The following is an 18,607-nucleotide window of genomic DNA, read 5'->3' on the forward strand; positions in this document are numbered from 1 at the left end:
TGTCTCCCCCTGACATTAACCCAATTCGGACGGGAGTGGAATAACTACCGTTACCGATGTTCCCGTACGGGATGAACTTATAAGATCCAGCTTGCCTCCCAGCGAATGCGCCCGCTCTTTCATAATGGACAGCCCCAGTGAACGGGCAGGCAGGGGCTGCTTTCTTTTGGCTCCACCTTTTCCCCGATCCTTAATAATGAACACGGCTTCGGTATCCCCCAGCTGGAGAGTAATATCTGCCGCTGTAACTTCCGCATGTTTGCGTACATTATTCAGGGCTTCCTGTCCAATTCGCCATAACCCCTCTTCTATATTGCGAGGCAGGCTGCGCATGCCGGTTCGGTTAACGACGACCTGCAGCCCCTGATTCGTACCATACTCCTGCAGTGCACTTAGCAGACCGGATTCGAGTCCGGCGGGCCGAAGCTGCATGATCAGCGCTCGCATTTCCTTCAGAGCTTCTTGGGATAACGAACGGATATCTCTCATCGCTTCAGCTGCCAGATGCAGCTCTGCTGTACCGGACAACATGCTCTCTGCTCCCTTGGCGGTCAACGAGAGCGAGAACAATATTTGATTTACTGAATCATGAAGATCCCGAGCCAGTCGGTTTCGCTCCTCCAGACGGGTTAATTCACGGCGCTTCTCGACGAGTCTCAGACTTTCCCAAGAGGCTGTAATATGTTCTGCCAGCGCATCTATCACCTCACGGTCTGACAGAAGAGAATCCACTTCCGAACCAAGCTGGGCGACCAGCACGGCTGTTTCCCCAGGAGGGCTGAGTGGTATGGCCGCAGCCAGACCTGAAGACATAACGGAGTCGGGAGGCATTGTGCCGCAAACCTGAGACAATTCTACCATCTCGGCTGCTGATAATATGTCGGCGCGATGCGATTGAATCACACGTTGTAGTAGGCGATCCGTCTCCGGAGGTATCTCGTTCACTAGCAATGAGTCTTCCAAGGTACTGGCATGCGCCTTTTGAATACTTAGAGCTCCATTTTTTTGAGCTATCAGAGCGACAAAAGGCCATTCGTAATGCTGTCCAAGCAGCTTGACCACCGTTCTGGCCATATCGTCAGCATTGCTGCACTCGTTCAGTTCCAGCCCCAGCGCTCTGCTGAACTCCCCCAGCCTGGCATACTGATCCGCTCTTCTCTGCTCGCCGCGATATAATCTCATGCGCTCCATGGCACTTCCGATTTGATAGGCTACGGCCTGCAGAAGCGCCAGCTCCCCTTCACTAAAATGCTCTTTGCCTGGTGCGGCAACGTTGAGCAATCCTATCATTTTCTCACCCGATCGCAGCGGAACCGTCGCATGATGGGTGATGTCACGCGTGTCTCCCCACTGATGCTCCGTGGCATCCTCAAGCCGTTTGCAGTTAATAATGTTGACGGCATTATCGAGTCTACCATCCCGGAAACGGTTTACACACCAGCATGTTCCACAGCGCATGGGCTCCTTGTCTTGATGAAGCAGAGCCGGCGGCAGGTTATAGTCCGATACACATGAATATTCTCCGCCCTCACGAATGAGAAACACCCAGCCTGTCGTAAGTCCCGTCAGCTCCAGCAGCTTGCCTACTACCGTATCCAGCATCGGGCTCAGATCATTGGATGTGTTCAGCGTCTCCGCAATGGTTTTCAGCGTGTACATTTCCTGCATTCCGGAATCTTGCGGCATGCGGATTTCTCTCCTTTATTCCATCGAAGTGTTGTTGTTTCATTATTGTATACAATCATTTCAGGAGTTTAAAGGACGAACTTCCAATCCTTTCAACCAAGCTTTTGGCGGCTCTTACGGGATATGGAGAGCGGCTCCACATTAATCAGTCCCCGATCGGATAAGGCAAGGGCCATTTTATAGAAGGCACGAGTTCGGATTTTGGTGTACGTATCCTTGCTCACAGGCGGATCAAATACATGGTTGTACACCTTGTAATCAAACACGTCATCATCCTTCAGGTACCGTTCACATACCAGTACCCGCTCCTTCTCACTCAGACGAGACACGATGTAATCAATTGTATCGCAGTACGCCTGACGTGCACGCTGTACATCCGCATTGTAGATTGCCGTTCTGGCGGTTGAATCCCCTGTGACATTGGTAGGCCCGTGGAAACGCTCCGTGTAACTCGCCGTGACCATGACCTCACGTTCTTCAAAGGCAATCGTTTTATAAATCCGGTATTTCTCCAGCGCGGCTTCCACAGCCGTTTGCGTTTTGCGTCGATCCAGTTCAGGCAGCAATAATTCCATATTCATTCTCCTCCTTAAGAGTTTGGTATAAAATGAAACACGCTAAGCTTCACTTCTTTTATGAGTGTTATACAGTCTGATTAGAGAATAACGGCCATTGTCCAGGTCTCTTGTGTTGCCTTTTGGAATCACTTCCGCAGGGCTTCATACATTGAGTGTTCCGGTTTCCAGTACATATAAATCGTTTGAATTTAATGTTATGTTCGTATTTTGTTCGTATTTCTATTTGAGGATACCACTTATTGGAGATTAGAGTAAACCTTCATTTTGGGTCATTTTGCCGATAAAATAAAACCCTCGCTCTTATTCTCTATACCTTTTGGCATAATTGTTTCAATTCCCTTTACCTAATGGTATATATACGTTATAGTACAGATAATTACAGATCCCTCGCATAGGCGACTTTCTATTATAAATATTAAGAATGTACTTAAATGTTAATGTGGACATGGTTTGCCCTCTAGAAGTGTGGAAGTAGTGGAGGAGACGGAATCGATTCTGAAAAAGCGATAGCGTTCGCATTTATCACCGGATTTCTCCCTTTCATAAGGGATCAAGGAAATCTGGGGATAACGGCGATTGGAAGAACGATCCGTAGCCGGAACGGGGCACCAGCAGATCATAGGGCATGGAGTGTTTCTTAGTATCTATTTAATACGCTTATACGAATTGAAGGAGTTGGCATGAATTGTGGAGCACGCTTTTGGTCCTTATCTGAAACAACTGCGGGAACAGCAGAGCTATAGCATCAATCAGCTCGCCGAAGCAGCAGGAATCAGCAACTCGCAAATTTCACGCATTGAAAATGGAGTCCGCGGTGTTCCTAAACCAGCCACGATTCGCAAATTGGCAGATGCCCTCTCCGTTCCCTATGCCGACATGATGAAACAGGCAGGGTATATTGAGGCAGTAGCAAATGGAGCAAGCGAAGCTCAGGACATTCCCAAATGGGCGACGTACAAAGACCGGCGTGATTTCAAGAAAATGCTCGAGGACGAAGACGATCTGATGTTTGACGGAATTCCACTGGATGACGAAGACAAAAAACGTATCAAGGATGTACTGACCGGATTGTTCTGGGAAGCCAAGCAGATGAACAAACGCAAGAAAAACGATGAACCGGACAGCCGCCAATGAGGCATGGAAAGCTGATTACAATGAAGCAGCAGGTGAGATGATATGGACGAGATGGTAACAAAGCTGATTCGAAAACACCGGACCAACTGCCCCTTCAGCATTGCCAGAGCCATTGGAATACAGATCCGTTTCACCAATCTGGGCAAGTCTACCAAAGGGCTGTATTTCCGCAAGCTCCGCCGCAGATTTATTGTCATTCACAGTGAACTTCCGCCGGAATGGCAGCGGTTTGTATGTGCTCATGAACTTGGACATGACCGATTGCACAAAGGCATTAATCGTTTCTTTTTGGAGGAACACTCCTATTTTGCTCCCGGCAAGCTCGAAAGGCAGGCCAATCGTTTTGCCATTCAATTATTGACCTCAGGAGTCATGCCGGAACCTGATGAATCCCTGGAGAAATACTGTTTACGTACAGGACTGCCGCGCGAAGCGCAGCATTTTTTTTACTCGATATAAGAACATATGTTTCATTCAAATGAGAATTAACTTTATTCCCCAGCCGCTTGATTTACATGTCACTTTCAGGTTACCTATTTTTACGTAAATCACGAGATTTCCTAATCATAGTCTGCTAAAATACAATTTGAACTGTGCGAGAGCTCAGGCAGATCATATTTTTGGGAGGGTACAGATTCATATGAAAATCTGGAAGACTTACGTTTCACTTCTGCTAACGGCTTGCTTACTGTTTGGCAGTGTAGGAATTGCGGCCGCTGCAACGGATACAACTCCGGGCACGGGTAAACACATTACGATTCTACATACGAATGACACACATGCACGTGCAGTTGAAGCATCACCTGCAATGGGCTATGCCAAAGTGGCAGGGATTGCTGACAAATACCGCAGCGAGAATCCCAATACCCTTTTGCTTGATGCAGGAGATGCTGTGCACGGTACAACCTTTGCAACACTCGTGAACGGCGAGAGTATCGTCAAAGTCATGAATGAAATGGGCTACCAGGCCATCGTTCCGGGTAACCACGAATTCAACTACGGTTCCAAGCACCTTGTTGAGCTTGCGGACATGATGAATTTTCCAATGCTCAGTGCGAACGTGAAGAAAAAAGACGGAACTCGTCTTTTTGATCCCTATCTTATTAAAGAAGTTGACGGTATCAAAATCGGAATCATCGCTTTGACTACACCTGAAACCATGTACAAAACGAATCCAAAGAATGTTGAAGGTCTTGATATTACTGACCCAGCTGCAGAAGCCAAAATTCTGGTGAACGAAATTCGCAGCAAAGTGGATGTGGTAGTTGTTCTGGGACACCTTGGACAAGATGCTTCCAGTACAGACACTAGCTTCAAAGTGGTAAAAGAAGTTCCGGGGATTGATGTATTCATCGACGGACACAGCCACACCATTCTCCAGGATGGTCTCGTATCCGACAACGGAACATTGATTGCGAGTGCCGGAGAGTACACCAACTTCGTAGGTGTCATCGATCTGTGGGTAGACGGTGGCAAGGTAACGAAGAAACAAGCGACATTGATTGATGAAACAGAAGCCAAAGATATTAAACCGAATGAGAAAGTAGCAGCACTCGTGAACTCCATTCAAAAAGAACAAGAACCTATTCTTAAGGAAGAAGTCGCCAATACAGCAATCCTGCTTGATGGAAAACGCGAACAAGTTCGTGCTGGTGAGACTAACCTGGGTGACCTGCTCGCAGATGCCATTCGTGACGTCAGCAATGCAGATATCGCACTTACGAACGGCGGCGGTATCCGTGCTTCCATTGAAAAAGGTATCGTAACCAAAGGCGACATTATCACTGTACTTCCTTTTGGTAATCAGGTTGTAACGCTGGATGTAAAAGGCTCTGATGTTCTGGCAGCCCTTGAAAACGGCGTAGCCTCCTACCCGGAACCAAGCGGCGGTTTCCCGCAAGTATCTGGCATGACGTTCAGTATCGATACTTCAGCTGCTGAAGGCAGTCGTGTACATTCCGTGACGATTGGCGGCAAAGCTCTTGATCCGGAAGCCACGTATACACTGGCTACAAATGATTTCACAGCTGTTGGCGGTGACGAGTATACCATGTTCAACAAATACACCATCTCCGGCATGTACGGTGCAATGGACGAAGCATTGATTGAATACATGCAGAAGCTTGGCGCTGTGGACATCAAAACTGATGGCCGTATCAAGGAAGCAAAAACACCTGTAGTTGAACCGGAAGCTCCAGAGACAGAGACACCGGCTCCAGCTACACCGAAGCCAGAAACACCAAAACCGGTAACACCAAAACCAGAAACACCATCAAAACCGGCACCAAACAAACCAGCTCCTGCCAAAGTATATGTTGTAAAATCCGGAGACTCCCTGTACTCCATCTCCAAAAAATACAACACAACCTGGCAAGCGCTGCAAAAGTTGAACAGCATCAAAAATCCTCACTGGATTTATCCTGGTCAACAACTGAAGCTGCCTGCTGCTTCTTAAGCAAACCAATATTCGAATAGTGTGACCTGCTCCACAGATCGATTGAATCAGAAGTAATAATAGCAGTATCGAAAAAAGGGTGTTCCTCAAGCCATTCTGGCTGAAGGAGCACCCTTTCTGCTTCTCATTTGAAAAGCAATAATTCACCTTTCCCTTGTAAGCCCTTTAGGCAAAAACGATTGAAATACCTTTGCGGCAAAAATAAATCTTCAAACCTATTCTATCGCATACACACTCTCTGAGTCCCTAATGGTGAACTATAGAAAATATGCGCATAATTGCCACTACTGCGCGATTCGTTCGCTTTCCAGACAAACAAAATAACCAAAAATGCTTTGCATATTTGCACGTCTTTCCATACTTCAACCCCATCTGTGGGACGTGTACTTTTCAAAAAGTTAAAATACATGATTCACATTAGTAAAGAGTAGTCATTTTGTACGGCATCATGCATATGTTCCTGTTAATTCATATGTCTATAGGCCTTGTTTTAGTGCTTTATTTCAAAATATCCCATAAAAATGGAATATTCCATAATATGCGGACCTATAAAATATGTCTCATTATGACACGAATTTACAGTGGACTGACATTCGGACAAATAAGAATATCTACGGACTAGAGCACTTCCTTGGCATGAGTCAATGCCTCTTCCACACTCATGCTAATCCGCTTGGTTTCCCCTTTACTGGCAAGAGTGTGGGACCCTAATTCGACATTCCGTTCTGCAGCGCCCCGGCCAACCACGATCTGCACAGGCAGACCAATGAGTTCCGCATCCTTGAACTTCACCCCGGGACGTTCATCCCGATCATCCGTCAGCACCGTGTAACCCGCATCCCCTAGCTGCTGTTCAAGTTCCAGGACAAGCTGACGCTGCTGCTCATCTTTCCAGTTTACGGGGATCAGGTGAATCTGATATGGCGCAACAGCTGCCGGCCACTTTATTCCGTCCTCTCCAGCATATTGCTCGGCAATGGCAGCCATCAGACGGGACACTCCAATACCGTAACATCCCATCACCGGGGCACACTGGCGACCATTCCGGTCCAAGAATGAAGCGTTCATGGCATCACTATATTTGGTACCCAGTTTGAAAATGTGGCCTACTTCAATGCCTTTGGTGAATACAAGCTTTGCCCCACATGAAGGGCAGTTATCCCCGTCAGCCGCAAAGCGAATTCGTTCAACTTTGTTCAAGGCAAAATCCATCCCCGGGCGAACACCCGACAAATGCATATCAACTTCGTTGGCCCCGGTAATAGCACTTCCCATCGCAGCCACATCCACGTCCACGATGAGTGAAAGATCCAGACCGACAGGTCCCAGGAAACCAACCTTCAAATCAGAACGTCCTGCCAGCGCTTCTTCGTCAGCCAGAATGAGTTCCTCGGCACCCAATACGTGTTTGAGCGCAATATCATTCACTTCGTGGTCCCCGCGAACAAGTGCAGCAATCAGTTGACCATCCGCCTGATAGAGCAGTGTTTTGATGATATGCTCCGGTCCCTCACCGACGTAGGAACTGAGCTCGGAAATGGTACGAATGGCGGGTGTATGGATTCGGATTAGCGATGGGTCGGCGGCATTGGACTGGGATTCAGCTGTATTCTGGGTTACAGCTCCATTTGTCTGGTATCCGGCCTTCTCGAGATTCGCTGCATACCCACACTGCTTACAGGATACAATCGTATCCTCTCCCACATCAGCCAGTGCCATGAATTCGTGTGTTTCTCCCTGACCGCCGATTGTACCTGCATCTGCTTCCACACGAATATATTCCAGACCGCAGCGCTCCAAAATGTGTGAATATGCCTTATTCATCGCCTGATACGTATGATCCAGCTCTTCCCAGTCGGAAGCAAAAGAGTACGCATCCTTCATAATAAACTCGCGGCCACGCAGCAAGCCGAATCTTGGACGCCGTTCATCCCGGAACTTGGTTCCAATCTGATACAACGTGAAGGGCAATTTCCTATAGGAATTGACCTCATCACGCACAAGAGCAGTCACCACTTCCTCATGGGTTGGTCCGAGGGCGAACTCCCGATCATGGCGATCCTGCAAACGCATTAACTCAGGGCCGTACTGGCTGTATCTTCCCGATTCTTCCCACAGCTCTGCCGGCTGCATAATAGGCAGCAGCACTTCCTGACAACCCGCACGGTCCATTTCTTCACGAACGATCCGCTCGACATTGAGCAGTATACGCCGCCCCAGCGGCAAATAACTGTATATCCCTGCCGCCAGCTGGCGAATCATGCCTGAACGAAGCAGCCAGCGATGTCCCGCTGCATCCGCTTCTGCCGGCGCTTCACGTAATGTTGGAACAAGCATTTCACTTTGACGCATCCATTCCACACTCCTTATCTTCCTGATCATATTTGCAAAATGAGTGGATAAACAGCAAAAAGACACATCCGTCAAGGGACGAATGTGTCGTGGTACCACCCTTATTTAACTGCATGGTTATGTTCATTCACACGTCTCGGGTTCCCCCGGGCATGCTGAACAAACATCCCGTTTCCCAATAGGCAATACGGAAAATCATGCAGTCCTCTGAGGCGTAACGGGCCCAGTCCGGCGGAGGTTGCAGCCTGCTGGCATTCTCTTCCGCAGCTCGCGAGGTGGGAATTACGAAGCAGCAGCAGAAACCTCTCACCAATCGGTTCCCTCTCTGATTGAAGCTGGCTGGCGCAATTATATCCTCGCTAATCGCTGTTATCATTTTTGATCACATTAGTGCATTTGCAAGCAATTGTCAACTACTGCGTTACAGGTAGATAACGGGCAGGAAGAATTCCGCAGGTGATGCTGACATCCCGCTGGCTTCCCTGTAATATAGAGAGATAGAGAACATGTATTATTGATAAAGGAGCTTGTCCTATGCCATATATTATCTATGATCTTGAGTTTACGGTTAGCCGTAACGCTCGTTACTCTTCTGAAATCATCGATATCGGTGCGGTAAAAGTGAAGGAAGGACCTGACGGATTATATGTATCCGACACGTTTCATACTTATGTTCGTCCCTCGAATAAGTCGGTACTGTCCACCGACACCATTCAATTTACCGGAATTACGCAAAAAGATATTGATGCTGCTCCTCTTTTTCCTGAAGCACTCCAAAACTTTATTGCCTGGATGGGAAGCGAAGTTTATTACATGTGTTCCTGGGGACCCGATGACCGCAGCAAGCTGATCTCCCATTGTCGTACACACCAGCTTGATGTTGCCTGGATCACGAATCACAATGACCTGCAGCAGCAGTGGTCGCGAACCATTCGCAAGGAAGGCAAATTCCGTCAGCTTGGACTGGCTCAAGCACTCGAACTATGCGGTATCGAGTTCGATGGCACCCAGCACCGTGCACTCGATGACGCCATCAATACCGCCAAAGTATTTATGCATCAATTCGACCGCTTTAATCTGGAAACCAACTGTGCCGCCGATGATGAAGGTGTTGCTTCCAAGGTGGTGTATTCCAGCAGCACAGAAGACGATGTGAAAGATTCACCCTTCGGTAATCTCGCTCATCTGTTCAAAACCAATGAATAAGCTGTGTTATCATTCCTCTTAATCATGGATGCAAAAGAACGCCTGTCCACGCTGGGCATTAGCTATACAACTGCTGCCAGCGTTGCAGGCGTTCTTTCATTACACTTCGGTATCCCTCGGGTTCAAGAATCTCTGCCTCCGGCCCATATTGACTAAGCCATCTCAAAAATTCCTGATCATCATCCAAAATGGTCTCCAGCAGTAATGTTCCTTCTGGTTCCATCGTGAGAATGGGACGTACCAAAAATTTTTGCTGCATCACATGCTCAACAGCATCGCGGGAGAAACGGATCTTGAACGCAATCCATTCTTGTTCTTGACAGGCTCCCGACTTGCGGAAATGGGATTGCAAAAGAAAGTCGTCTTTGCGGAATGTACGAGGCAGAATCCGTACTTTTTGCAGATTCTCTACTTCAAAAATCCGTAGCGCCTCCGAAAGATGACAGTATGCCAATAGATCAAAACGGTACTCACGTGGAATCAAGCAATACGGATCGAGCCGCACCACTTTCTTCATGTTTTGAGTGAGATATTCTGCCTCAATTGTGCTTTGTGACATGCCAGCTTGAAGTAAAGTTACCAGTGAACTGCTTTTCCATTCATCGCCGTCATTCTGCCAGGCAGGCAGCCCTGTTTTAAATAAACCGCCAATCTGCTCTGACCACTCTACCCGCTCCGTTTTGTTCTTCTGATTCGATGCAACCACTTTCTCATAGGCGCTCTCAAAGGCAGGCTTCAGATAAGGACGAATATCATCCATAACCTCCGCCAAATGAGCAAAAGCGTGAGCCTCCTCATCAGACCAGTTGAGCGGATACATGGCAAAGTTGCTGATAAACATGTAACCTCTCCCGTGTCCCATATTGGCGATCGGAATATGCATTGCGCTGAGGGCCTCCATGTCGCGATATATCGTCCTTTCCGTTGTCTCGCATCGCTCGGCCAGCTCCCGGGCCAGTATTCCCGGTTTTGCCTGCACGAGAGTTATAATGCGCATTAATCGGATCAGTCGGTCTGTCATTTTGCCGGACCCTCCACTAAGTTGTCAAAAAAATCGATACAACTCCATCCAATTGTTAATCATGATATATAGTACATTCGACTCACTCTTTATTTTCACCTTTAAATTCTATGTAGAAACATTCATTATCATATCATTCTCAATAGTCCTTTGTTCCTGCTCACATAACATGGTTTTTTCGTGGCTATTGTACGCTCCGCCATACGTGATTCCGTAGTGGTAACGCAGCTTCTCCACAATTTCCGCTTCTTGGTAATAATCCAGATCCTGCTTTCGTGCTGCCTCAATCAGCAAGGCATCTGCATGCCTGCGAAGCAGATTGCTTCCCTCTTGCGCACGACCTCTTTCATAGGCCCGCAGGGCTTGTTTGATCAACGGCACGGTCTCGCTTAATTTAATCGTCTTCTCCACCTTCGGGTCCTCCGGCTGCCTTAACATCCCCAGGTGGCTTGTATATTGTATATACAATTGCTCACGGCGCAGCAGTACTCTCTGACTCTGCTTCACTTTGCGTGTGCTCCAGTAGGCAGAGCATATGGCTGCTTTTCCAGACACACGAGGGCCCATGGCAAATTCGAGGAGAATCTGTTTACTCTCCCCTTTGTATACATCGCCGAGCCGCAGAATATAGCCGATGTCAGTCTCCTTTGATCGGCAACCATAAATCCCTTTGAGTTCAATTCCAAATTCCGGTTTGAGCAAAAGTTCCATGTCTCTCGACACAATTTTAGGTGCTACTTTCCTAAGTCTTTTGGCAGGGGCCCCGTAACGCCATTCCACCATCATATATACGGGGTCGGCCCCCCCTGTCGGTATGGCCTCTCTGTTCCACGAATAACATACTTCAAAGACTGAGTTCACTGGTAGTCTCTCCCCCGATTTATGTGTATTATCTTATAAGTTATCAGGGTGAATGGACACTATATTGTCACGGAACATATGTTCGCATAATATTTTTACATTAAAATGTTTTTACATCCCTAAATCCGTCTAAATCCGACATAAAACGACGAAAAAGCTTGGCATTATGCCAAGCTTCCCCGCTCCATATTTATGACAAGTCCCAACTTACATGGTAGGCTGATTCATTCCCATTTCGGTCATGGATGCTGCCCATTCCGGTTCTCTCACTGGCGCGTAAGTCACGCTATCAATGATTAGTTTACGCCCGATTGGCTCTCCGTTTACGGTAATCATAATCGTCTTGGTTGGTGTCGTTTGCTCTGTTGTGTACATATATTTCTTCTCCTTTATTCACGATCTTATTCTAAAATCGGATATATTATTATTTTTTATTATTTTCGTCATTGTGAATGGAAGCACCCGGAACCGGGGTAATGATATTATGTTTAAACTGTCCGCGCGCTGCCTTGAACGTATATTACCCTGGTGCACGCTGAATTAAACAAATGATTTCTCCTGAAAATTTGCAATGCACTGAACCCAACACGTCCCTTTTGGCGTATAATGTAAGAGCCGTATTTCAACAAATGACGACGAATTCGGCAGACGAAAAACCTCACCGAAAGAAGGTGCCAATGATGCCACAATCCATGAAGGGTCATTTCATTCGGGTGTTATTCACCACATGCATTTTATTTACCGTTACGCTGACCTCTACAGTAAATGCAGCTAGTGCCAATATATTTTCTGACATATACAGCGGCTGGGAACGCGTTTCCGAGCTCCCTGGTGAAGTGAACGCCCTGCAGGAAAGCTACCAGCAGACGCTGAACCAACTCAATGAAACCTCTGCTCAATTGGGACAAGCCCAGGCCAATGTTGAAGCATTCAAGGCCCAGAATGAGCAGTTAATAGAACAGAACCAGAAGCTGACTGATATGGTGACCAAACTGCAGGAAGATCAAGATGCCAAAAATGCCACGACCAAACGAATTCAAACGATGATCATCACCGTCATTGTCCTCATATTAGGCTATTTTGTTCTGATTCGCGTGATGCGCTGGGGAATGCGTCGTCGTTCGGGCCGAGCCTAAAAGAACAGGAGCAAGCACATGCACATACACCTGAACACTGCCGAGGCTGGCGGAGCTGGACAAGTGGTAACCTTCTCGCTGGTCCAGAATGACCGGCTTCATATTTTGCATCCACAGCAAATCGTTGCCTTTCGCGGATCGTGCAGCAGCCGCAATGACAAGTTTATGAACATCTCAGGCATGGTTCGCAAAAAAAAGCTGATCAAATCCGAAATTACCGGCCCCTGCCAATTTGTGGCTGCCCTCCCTCCCGGCTTTACCATGAAGGAAGTGGAGCTCACCGAGGAAAGTGATTTGCTGTACGATTTTCGGCATCTCTTCTTTTACTCAGACGGAGTGAACATGCATACCAAGATCCAGAAGATTAAGAACATGCTGATCACTCAGGATGCTGTCAAAATGAAATTCTCAGGCAAAGGCAAAATTGGACTGTTAACCCAAGGCCAGGTCTGCCAGCAGGAATTACACCCAACCGCCCCGCTATACGTAGATGCAGGCAGCATCATAGCCTATCCCGAGAATGCCAAGCTGGAACTCACGGTGTATGGAAATAATCTCGCCAGTCAGCATATGAACTACCACTGGAAAATGACGGGACAGGGCTCGGTGCTCTTCCAGGCAGGACGGGAGAATAGCAGACTCGAACGGGACCTGAATGATGAAGGACTGTTCAAACGCATCCTTAAGGAAGTCATTCCTTTCGGCAATGTAATCATTAAATGAGCCGCCCGGTGCTCTCCGCATTTATTACACATGCGGGGTAGTCACCGGGCGATTTCGTGTTATAATGGTTCAGACAATTGAAGAAGAAAATCCATGCCTCCTGGCATGGGAGAGGTTCGCGAACTCCCTCTATAAGACTTGACCTTTTGTAGGTCATTACAAGTCTTGCGTACACCGTGTATGACGTACGTAAAAAACTAAGGACACTTTTACCGTGCTGTTTTTTTTAGCAGCGTAAGGAAAGGTGTGTTTTTTGATGGATGCCAGTTCATGAACTTCTCTGTTCTTCCGACACTCTATGCCTAGGTGCATGGATTGATCTTAAGAAGATGGAGAGGTTTTTTTATGTTGAACGAAGAAAAAGCGGTCGTCGTATTTAGCGGCGGTCAGGATAGTACCACATGTTTGTTTTGGGCCAAACAGCAATTTGCTGAAGTTGAGGTGGTGACCTTCGATTATGGACAGCGTCATAAGCTGGAGATCGAATGTGCTGCTGCAATTGCACGCGATCTGAATGTACAGCAAACCGTGCTGGACATGAGTCTGCTTAACCAGCTTGCACCTAATGCATTGACCCGTACAGATGTAGAAATTAAGCATGAAAAAGGCGAGCTGCCCAGCACATTTGTAGATGGCCGCAACCTGCTTTTCCTCAGTTTTGCCGCCATTCTGGCGAAGCAAAAAGGAGCGCGTCATCTGGTCACTGGCGTATGTGAGACAGATTTCAGCGGATATCCGGATTGCCGGGATTCATTTGTTAAATCCATGAATGTGACGCTTAATCTGTCGATGGACTACCCATTTGTCATTCATACTCCGCTGATGTGGCTGGATAAGGCCCAAACGTGGAAAATGGCTGATGACCTTGGTGCCTTCGATTATGTACGCGAGCGGACACTGACCTGCTATAACGGGGTTATTGGAGATGGATGCGGTGAATGCCCTGCATGCAAACTGCGCAAAGCAGGATTGGATCGCTACGTGGAGCAGCGCTCTGCTGGGGCATCTGTAGGAGCAGATGTACGATGAGAGAGCCAGGAACATTCCGCATAGTTGAGCATTTGCAGCGGATTGGGGAGGATATTCTTCCTTCACAGCTGCGTTATCACCGCAAACGTGTGCTGGTCAGCAAAGAGTTCACTTTCGATGCTGCGCACCACCTGCATTGTTATGAAGGCAAGTGCAAGAACTTGCACGGCCATACGTATAGAGTCGTTTTTGGCATTAGCGGTTATCCGGGCGAGACCGGATTGACGGTTGATTTTGGACACATCAAGGATATATGGAAGACAAAAATTGAAGGATACCTGGATCATCAGTATCTGAATGAGACGCTTCCCCTCATGAATACCACGGCTGAAAATATGGTCGTCTGGCTGTTCGAACAAATGGAACACGCGCTTCAGACTGAACCATATGCTGGGCTTACCGAAGGCGGCCGAACCGAATTTGTGCGCCTCTACGAGACACCAACCAGCTACGCCGAGGCTAGACGGGAGTGGATGATTGATGAGTAGTGTGCATGAAAACATGAATGCTTCTTCCTCCGTACAAAACAAAGAAGCCCGCATCCCCGTCATGGAGATTTTCGGTCCAACAGTTCAAGGCGAAGGCATGGTGATCGGACAGAAAACCATGTTTGTTCGCACCGCTGGCTGCGATTATCGCTGCTCCTGGTGCGATTCTGCATTTACCTGGGACGGCACTGGCAAGGACCAGATTCAGATGATTACACCAGAGGACGTATGGGCTGAATTGCGCCGCATTGGCGGTTCGCGATTCTCCCATGTTACCATCTCCGGGGGGAACCCTGCCCTGCTGGCTTCGCTGGGCGGGTTGGTTTCTTTGCTCCGGGAGAACGGCATCCGCACTGCGGTGGAGACGCAGGGCTCCCGCTGGCAGCCTTGGCTGGCTGACATTGACGAAGTCACCGTGTCTCCCAAGCCGCCTAGCTCGGGCATGGACACCAACTGGGACGTGCTGGATGATCTCATTAAGCGATTGTCCACAGGCCCTGCAGGACGCAGCCACAGCCTGAAAATTGTTATCTTCGATGAAGCAGATTTGGATTATGCCCGCCGCGTGCATGAACGGTATCCGGCTACCAATTTGTATTTGCAGACCGGAAACCCGGACGTCACTTCTACGGAGACGCCAGATCTGGCTTCGTCGCTGCTCGCCCGTTATGAGTGGTTGATTGATCAGGTCAGTGTATCAGATGACCTGAATGATGTCCGCGTGCTTCCACAGCTGCACACTTTGGTGTGGGGAAACAAACGCGGCGTTTGATTCGCTCCATGGATAGTTTGGGTGGAATGGGCGGCATGATGTATTTTTTTGTAAACAACTAGAGGCTTCATATTTAAAACTTGGAATCCCTATCATATATACCGGAGAGCTTCGCGCTTGAACGGAACAAGGAGAGTTAATACATTGACAAGACAACCTGATGAAATGAAAGATGTAACGCTTCTGGGTAACCAGGGCGTGAAATATACGTTCGAGTATGATCCCGGCATTTTGGAAAGCTTTGATAACAAGCATCCATACCGCGATTATTTTGTTAAATTCAACTGCCCGGAATTCACGAGCCTGTGCCCAATCACGGGTCAACCTGATTTTGCCACCATTTATATCAGCTATATTCCCGATGTGAAAATGGTAGAGAGCAAATCGCTTAAACTGTACCTGTTCAGTTTCCGCAACCATGGGGATTTCCACGAGGATTGTGTGAATATTATCATGAACGACCTGATCAAGCTGATGGATCCTCGTTATATAGAGGTTTGGGGCAAATTTACGCCGCGCGGCGGCATTTCCATCGATCCGTATACGAACTACGGCAAGCCTGGAACCAAGTATGAACAGATGGCTGAACACCGCATGATGAATCATGACATGTATCCGGAAACGATTGATAACCGTTAATTTTCCGGCACTTCTGTTCCGCTGTGCAGTATATCGAAAATAATTGAACACTTGAAAGCCGAACTCTTCACTCCGAAGAACTTCGGCTTTTATTTATGTAATCCCACAATCGCCCAAATGATCGATAGAACTTATCAAGAGCGGTTAATATATTCTATGGAATGTCATTATTTCACCTGTTCCCCTTGTCGCTTCCAACAATCTATCCTATTATGTAACAATATGCTTAGGCACACTACATTATCAGGCGCTGATCCCTCGTGACCGCGACCAAAGGAGAAAAGTACATGTCCATGCAAACTTCATTAACCAAGGACGCTGCCATGCGTTCGAAAAACCAACCCGGATTGGATGCCCAGAGCACCGTTTACCGGATCTTGATTGCCATCAGTCTGGTTCACTTGTTTAACGATTCGATCCAGTCTGTCATTCCGGCTATTTTTCCAATCCTGAAAGACTCCATGCATCTTACATACACACAGATCGGATGGATATCCTTCGCCATCAATTTTACCGCATCCATTATGCAGCCTGTTGTAGGCTGGTTTGCAGATAAGAAGCCCACGCCTTCGATATTGCCGATCGGCATGGGATTTACGTTCACCGGCATGCTTCTACTGGCGTTTGCCGACAGTTATATGGCTGTCCTGATTTCCGTTATCTTTGTCGGGCTTGGTTCGGCCGCTTTTCACCCAGAAGGTTCCCGGGTATCCCATATGGCCGCAGGGCCTCGTCGGGGTCTCGCTCAATCCATCTTCCAGGTGGGTGGCAACGCCGGACAGTCTCTTGCTCCGCTCTTGACGAGATGGATCTTCATTCCGTTTGGTTTGTTCGGTGCCATCGGATTCACCGGCATTGCAGCCATGGGGATTGCCGTACAGATCTATATTGCCCGCTGGTACGGCCGCATGCTGCAATCCGGAGGTTATCTTCGCAAACAGGCGGCTGCGCGTCGTGCTCCAAATCCCGCACTTCGCAAAAGGATAGCGGCTGCCATCACGATTCTGATTATGCTCGTCTTTGTTCGTTCATGGTATGTCGCTTCCATCGGCAGCTTCTATGCGTTTAATCTGAAGGAATTGTTCAGCCTCTCCACAGAGGATGCACAGATCTATATCTTCCTGTTCCTGGCCGCTGGCGCACTCGGCACATTCTTCGGAGGTCCACTGGCAGATCGCTTCGGCAAACGCAACATGATTTTCCTGTCGATGGCCGGAGCGGCTCCACTGGCGCTGCTGCTGCCTTATGCCAATTTGTTCTGGACCGGAGTGCTGCTGACCATTATCGGATTCATCATGCTATCCAGCTTCTCTGTGACTGTGGTTTATGCCCAAATGCTCATTCCGGGCAAAATCGGAACCGTCTCCGGGTTAATCACCGGGCTCGCATTCGGTATGGGAGGACTCGGTGCGCTTGTCCTGGGTAACTGGATCGACGTGTTCGGTGTATCTCCAGTCATGCAGATGTGCAGCTTCCTGCCGCTGATCGGCATATTCACCTTCCTGCTGCCTTCGGATAAGGTACTGAAACGCTGGGCGGATGAAAACGGCAGTGAGGAATAAACAAGGATACTGATACTGTTACTACACTTCTATAAACCTAAATAAACAGCCAAAAAGGGTTCCCGCTTCAATCTGGTATACAGATTGGCGGGAACCCTTTTATTCATTAATCGTTTATTACTTCAAGCGCTGAAGAATCAGCCTTTTTTTATATAACATTTTGCCTGCTTCGGCAACATCACTAATCGTATTTTTGTTGCTTACCGAACCAAACACCATGCCGGCAATCGGGATAAGCTGGAACAGCTTTTTCCAGCCGAATGATTCACTATAGGAATTGAACACCTCACGCCAGCCCTGCATTTGTGAAACGACCTGTACTTGCTTGTCCGGATTGTCATACTCGGCCAGTTCATCAATAATTGCCTTCTTGCCTACGATGTCGGCGGAGGAGAACTGCAGGCACTTCACAATGAATATCCGTTCCTGGGGATCGTCGGGATCATATCCGTAACATAAGGCCATCTCTTGCAGTACCTTCAGGGAAAGCCCCATCACCATCGGGATATCTGCTGCGATCGTTACAATACCGCCAATTCCTGTTGCGGCACCCTGTGCTGCGGCAAATTTGGTTCTGCTCTCCGTAATGTTGTCAGCAACGCGGTCCAACACTTCAAGCGGCAGATGTTCTACACTATGAATTTTGGCAGTCCCTTCTGCTTCGGCATCCTCTTCGAGGCGATAGGTATGATCCTTCATGGAGTGACCCGATCTCTCCGCTTCTTCCTGAAGCAGCTTGGCTACTTTCTTTTTCTGAACGAGGAATTTGCCGCCATTCTGTACATACTGCCCAACTTCGTTCAGGGCATCGCCAATTTTCTGTTTGATTGCTTTTGGCATGACTTTATCCAGCATCGCAAATGGCAAACGCCCGATTTTATCCCAGATGAATAAATCCTTCTGTTCCTTTTCCCACTTTATAATCTGCTCAAGCTCCTGATCCAATGTTTCACGTGAATCCATAT

Annotated in this window: 18 protein-coding genes; 11 read left to right on the top strand and 7 right to left on the bottom strand. The window is 47.9% G+C overall.

Annotated elements, in window-relative coordinates; all coding sequences use genetic code 11:
- Positions 1-15 precede the first annotated feature (15 nt).
- Both GUA98_RS11670 and GUA98_RS11675 read right to left on the bottom strand, forming a co-directional pair.
- Entirely contained in the window at positions 16-1,686 is a 1,671-nt protein-coding gene (locus GUA98_RS11670; protein WP_193723109.1) for a GAF domain-containing sensor histidine kinase, read from the bottom strand.
- A gap of 92 nt (positions 1,687-1,778) precedes the next feature.
- Positions 1,779-2,261: an ArpU family phage packaging/lysis transcriptional regulator gene (locus GUA98_RS11675; protein WP_193723110.1), complete on the bottom strand. Its 483-nt coding sequence runs from the start codon at positions 2,259-2,261 to the stop codon at positions 1,779-1,781.
- 687 nt (positions 2,262-2,948) lie between these two features.
- Here GUA98_RS11675 and GUA98_RS11680 point away from each other — a divergent pair.
- The 3 genes from GUA98_RS11680 (at position 2,949) to GUA98_RS11690 (ending at position 5,853) form a co-directional block, all read left to right on the top strand.
- Entirely contained in the window at positions 2,949-3,398 is a 450-nt protein-coding gene (locus tag GUA98_RS11680) for a helix-turn-helix domain-containing protein (protein WP_193723424.1), read from the top strand.
- Positions 3,399-3,440: 42 nt separating this feature from the next.
- Positions 3,441-3,857 (top strand): ImmA/IrrE family metallo-endopeptidase, encoded by a 417-nt coding sequence (locus GUA98_RS11685; RefSeq protein WP_153977241.1) that lies wholly within the window; start codon positions 3,441-3,443, stop codon positions 3,855-3,857.
- A gap of 181 nt (positions 3,858-4,038) precedes the next feature.
- A complete protein-coding gene (locus GUA98_RS11690; RefSeq protein ID WP_193723111.1) occupies positions 4,039-5,853 on the top strand; it encodes a 5'-nucleotidase C-terminal domain-containing protein in 1,815 nt (604 codons plus the stop codon).
- A gap of 618 nt (positions 5,854-6,471) precedes the next feature.
- On the opposite strand, the gene GUA98_RS11695 is transcribed toward GUA98_RS11690, so the two are convergent.
- On the bottom strand, positions 6,472-8,205 hold the full coding sequence (locus GUA98_RS11695; protein WP_193723112.1) for a proline--tRNA ligase: 1,734 nt from the start codon (positions 8,203-8,205) through the stop codon (positions 6,472-6,474).
- 534 nt (positions 8,206-8,739) lie between these two features.
- On the opposite strand from GUA98_RS11695, the gene GUA98_RS11700 reads away from it, so the two are divergent.
- Complete coding sequence (locus GUA98_RS11700) at positions 8,740-9,411, top strand: 3'-5' exonuclease (protein ID WP_193723113.1); 672 nt, start codon at positions 8,740-8,742, stop codon at positions 9,409-9,411.
- Positions 9,412-9,469: 58 nt separating this feature from the next.
- On the opposite strand, the gene GUA98_RS11705 is transcribed toward GUA98_RS11700, so the two are convergent.
- The 3 genes from GUA98_RS11705 to GUA98_RS11715 form a co-directional block, all read right to left on the bottom strand.
- A complete protein-coding gene (locus GUA98_RS11705) occupies positions 9,470-10,432 on the bottom strand; it encodes a helix-turn-helix transcriptional regulator (protein ID WP_193723114.1) in 963 nt (320 codons plus the stop codon).
- Positions 10,433-10,540: 108 nt separating this feature from the next.
- On the bottom strand, positions 10,541-11,293 hold the full coding sequence (locus GUA98_RS11710) for a hypothetical protein (protein ID WP_153977237.1): 753 nt from the start codon (positions 11,291-11,293) through the stop codon (positions 10,541-10,543).
- Between the two features lie 207 nt (positions 11,294-11,500).
- The gene (locus GUA98_RS11715; RefSeq protein WP_167301686.1) at positions 11,501-11,668 is read right to left on the bottom strand and encodes a hypothetical protein; all 168 of its coding nucleotides are present in this window, start codon (positions 11,666-11,668) and stop codon (positions 11,501-11,503) included.
- Between the two features lie 305 nt (positions 11,669-11,973).
- Between GUA98_RS11715 and GUA98_RS11720 the strand changes: the two genes are divergently transcribed.
- The 7 genes from GUA98_RS11720 to GUA98_RS11750 all read left to right on the top strand — a co-directional run bounded on the left by GUA98_RS11720 (position 11,974) and on the right by GUA98_RS11750 (position 17,642).
- Entirely contained in the window at positions 11,974-12,429 is a 456-nt protein-coding gene (locus GUA98_RS11720; RefSeq protein ID WP_193723115.1) for a hypothetical protein, read from the top strand.
- Positions 12,430-12,447: 18 nt separating this feature from the next.
- Complete coding sequence (locus GUA98_RS11725) at positions 12,448-13,152, top strand: AIM24 family protein (protein WP_153977235.1); 705 nt, start codon at positions 12,448-12,450, stop codon at positions 13,150-13,152.
- A gap of 348 nt (positions 13,153-13,500) precedes the next feature.
- Entirely contained in the window at positions 13,501-14,181 is a 681-nt protein-coding gene (queC, locus tag GUA98_RS11730) for a 7-cyano-7-deazaguanine synthase QueC (protein WP_153980579.1), read from the top strand.
- Positions 14,178-14,669, top strand: a complete 492-nt coding sequence (gene queD / locus GUA98_RS11735; protein WP_110821465.1) for a 6-carboxytetrahydropterin synthase QueD — start codon at positions 14,178-14,180, stop codon at positions 14,667-14,669. The genes queC and queD overlap by 4 nt, the downstream gene beginning before the upstream one ends.
- Positions 14,662-15,441, top strand: a complete 780-nt coding sequence (gene queE / locus GUA98_RS11740; RefSeq protein WP_153977233.1) for a 7-carboxy-7-deazaguanine synthase QueE — start codon at positions 14,662-14,664, stop codon at positions 15,439-15,441. The genes queD and queE overlap by 8 nt, the downstream gene beginning before the upstream one ends.
- Positions 15,442-15,606: 165 nt before the next feature.
- Positions 15,607-16,080 (top strand): preQ(1) synthase, encoded by a 474-nt coding sequence (gene queF / locus GUA98_RS11745; protein ID WP_095289120.1) that lies wholly within the window; start codon positions 15,607-15,609, stop codon positions 16,078-16,080.
- A gap of 287 nt (positions 16,081-16,367) precedes the next feature.
- Entirely contained in the window at positions 16,368-17,642 is a 1,275-nt protein-coding gene (locus GUA98_RS11750) for an MFS transporter (RefSeq protein ID WP_397332502.1), read from the top strand.
- Between the two features lie 117 nt (positions 17,643-17,759).
- Here the strand turns inward: GUA98_RS11750 and GUA98_RS11755 are convergent, their stop codons facing one another.
- Positions 17,760-18,605 (bottom strand): EcsC family protein, encoded by an 846-nt coding sequence (locus GUA98_RS11755; protein WP_153977232.1) that lies wholly within the window; start codon positions 18,603-18,605, stop codon positions 17,760-17,762.
- Between the last annotated feature and the right edge of the window lie 2 nt (positions 18,606-18,607).

Origin of the sequence: Paenibacillus sp. P13VS, assembly GCF_015143645.1 — a bacterium.
In the GTDB taxonomy this organism is placed as follows: domain Bacteria; phylum Bacillota; class Bacilli; order Paenibacillales; family Paenibacillaceae; genus Paenibacillus; species Paenibacillus xylanilyticus_A.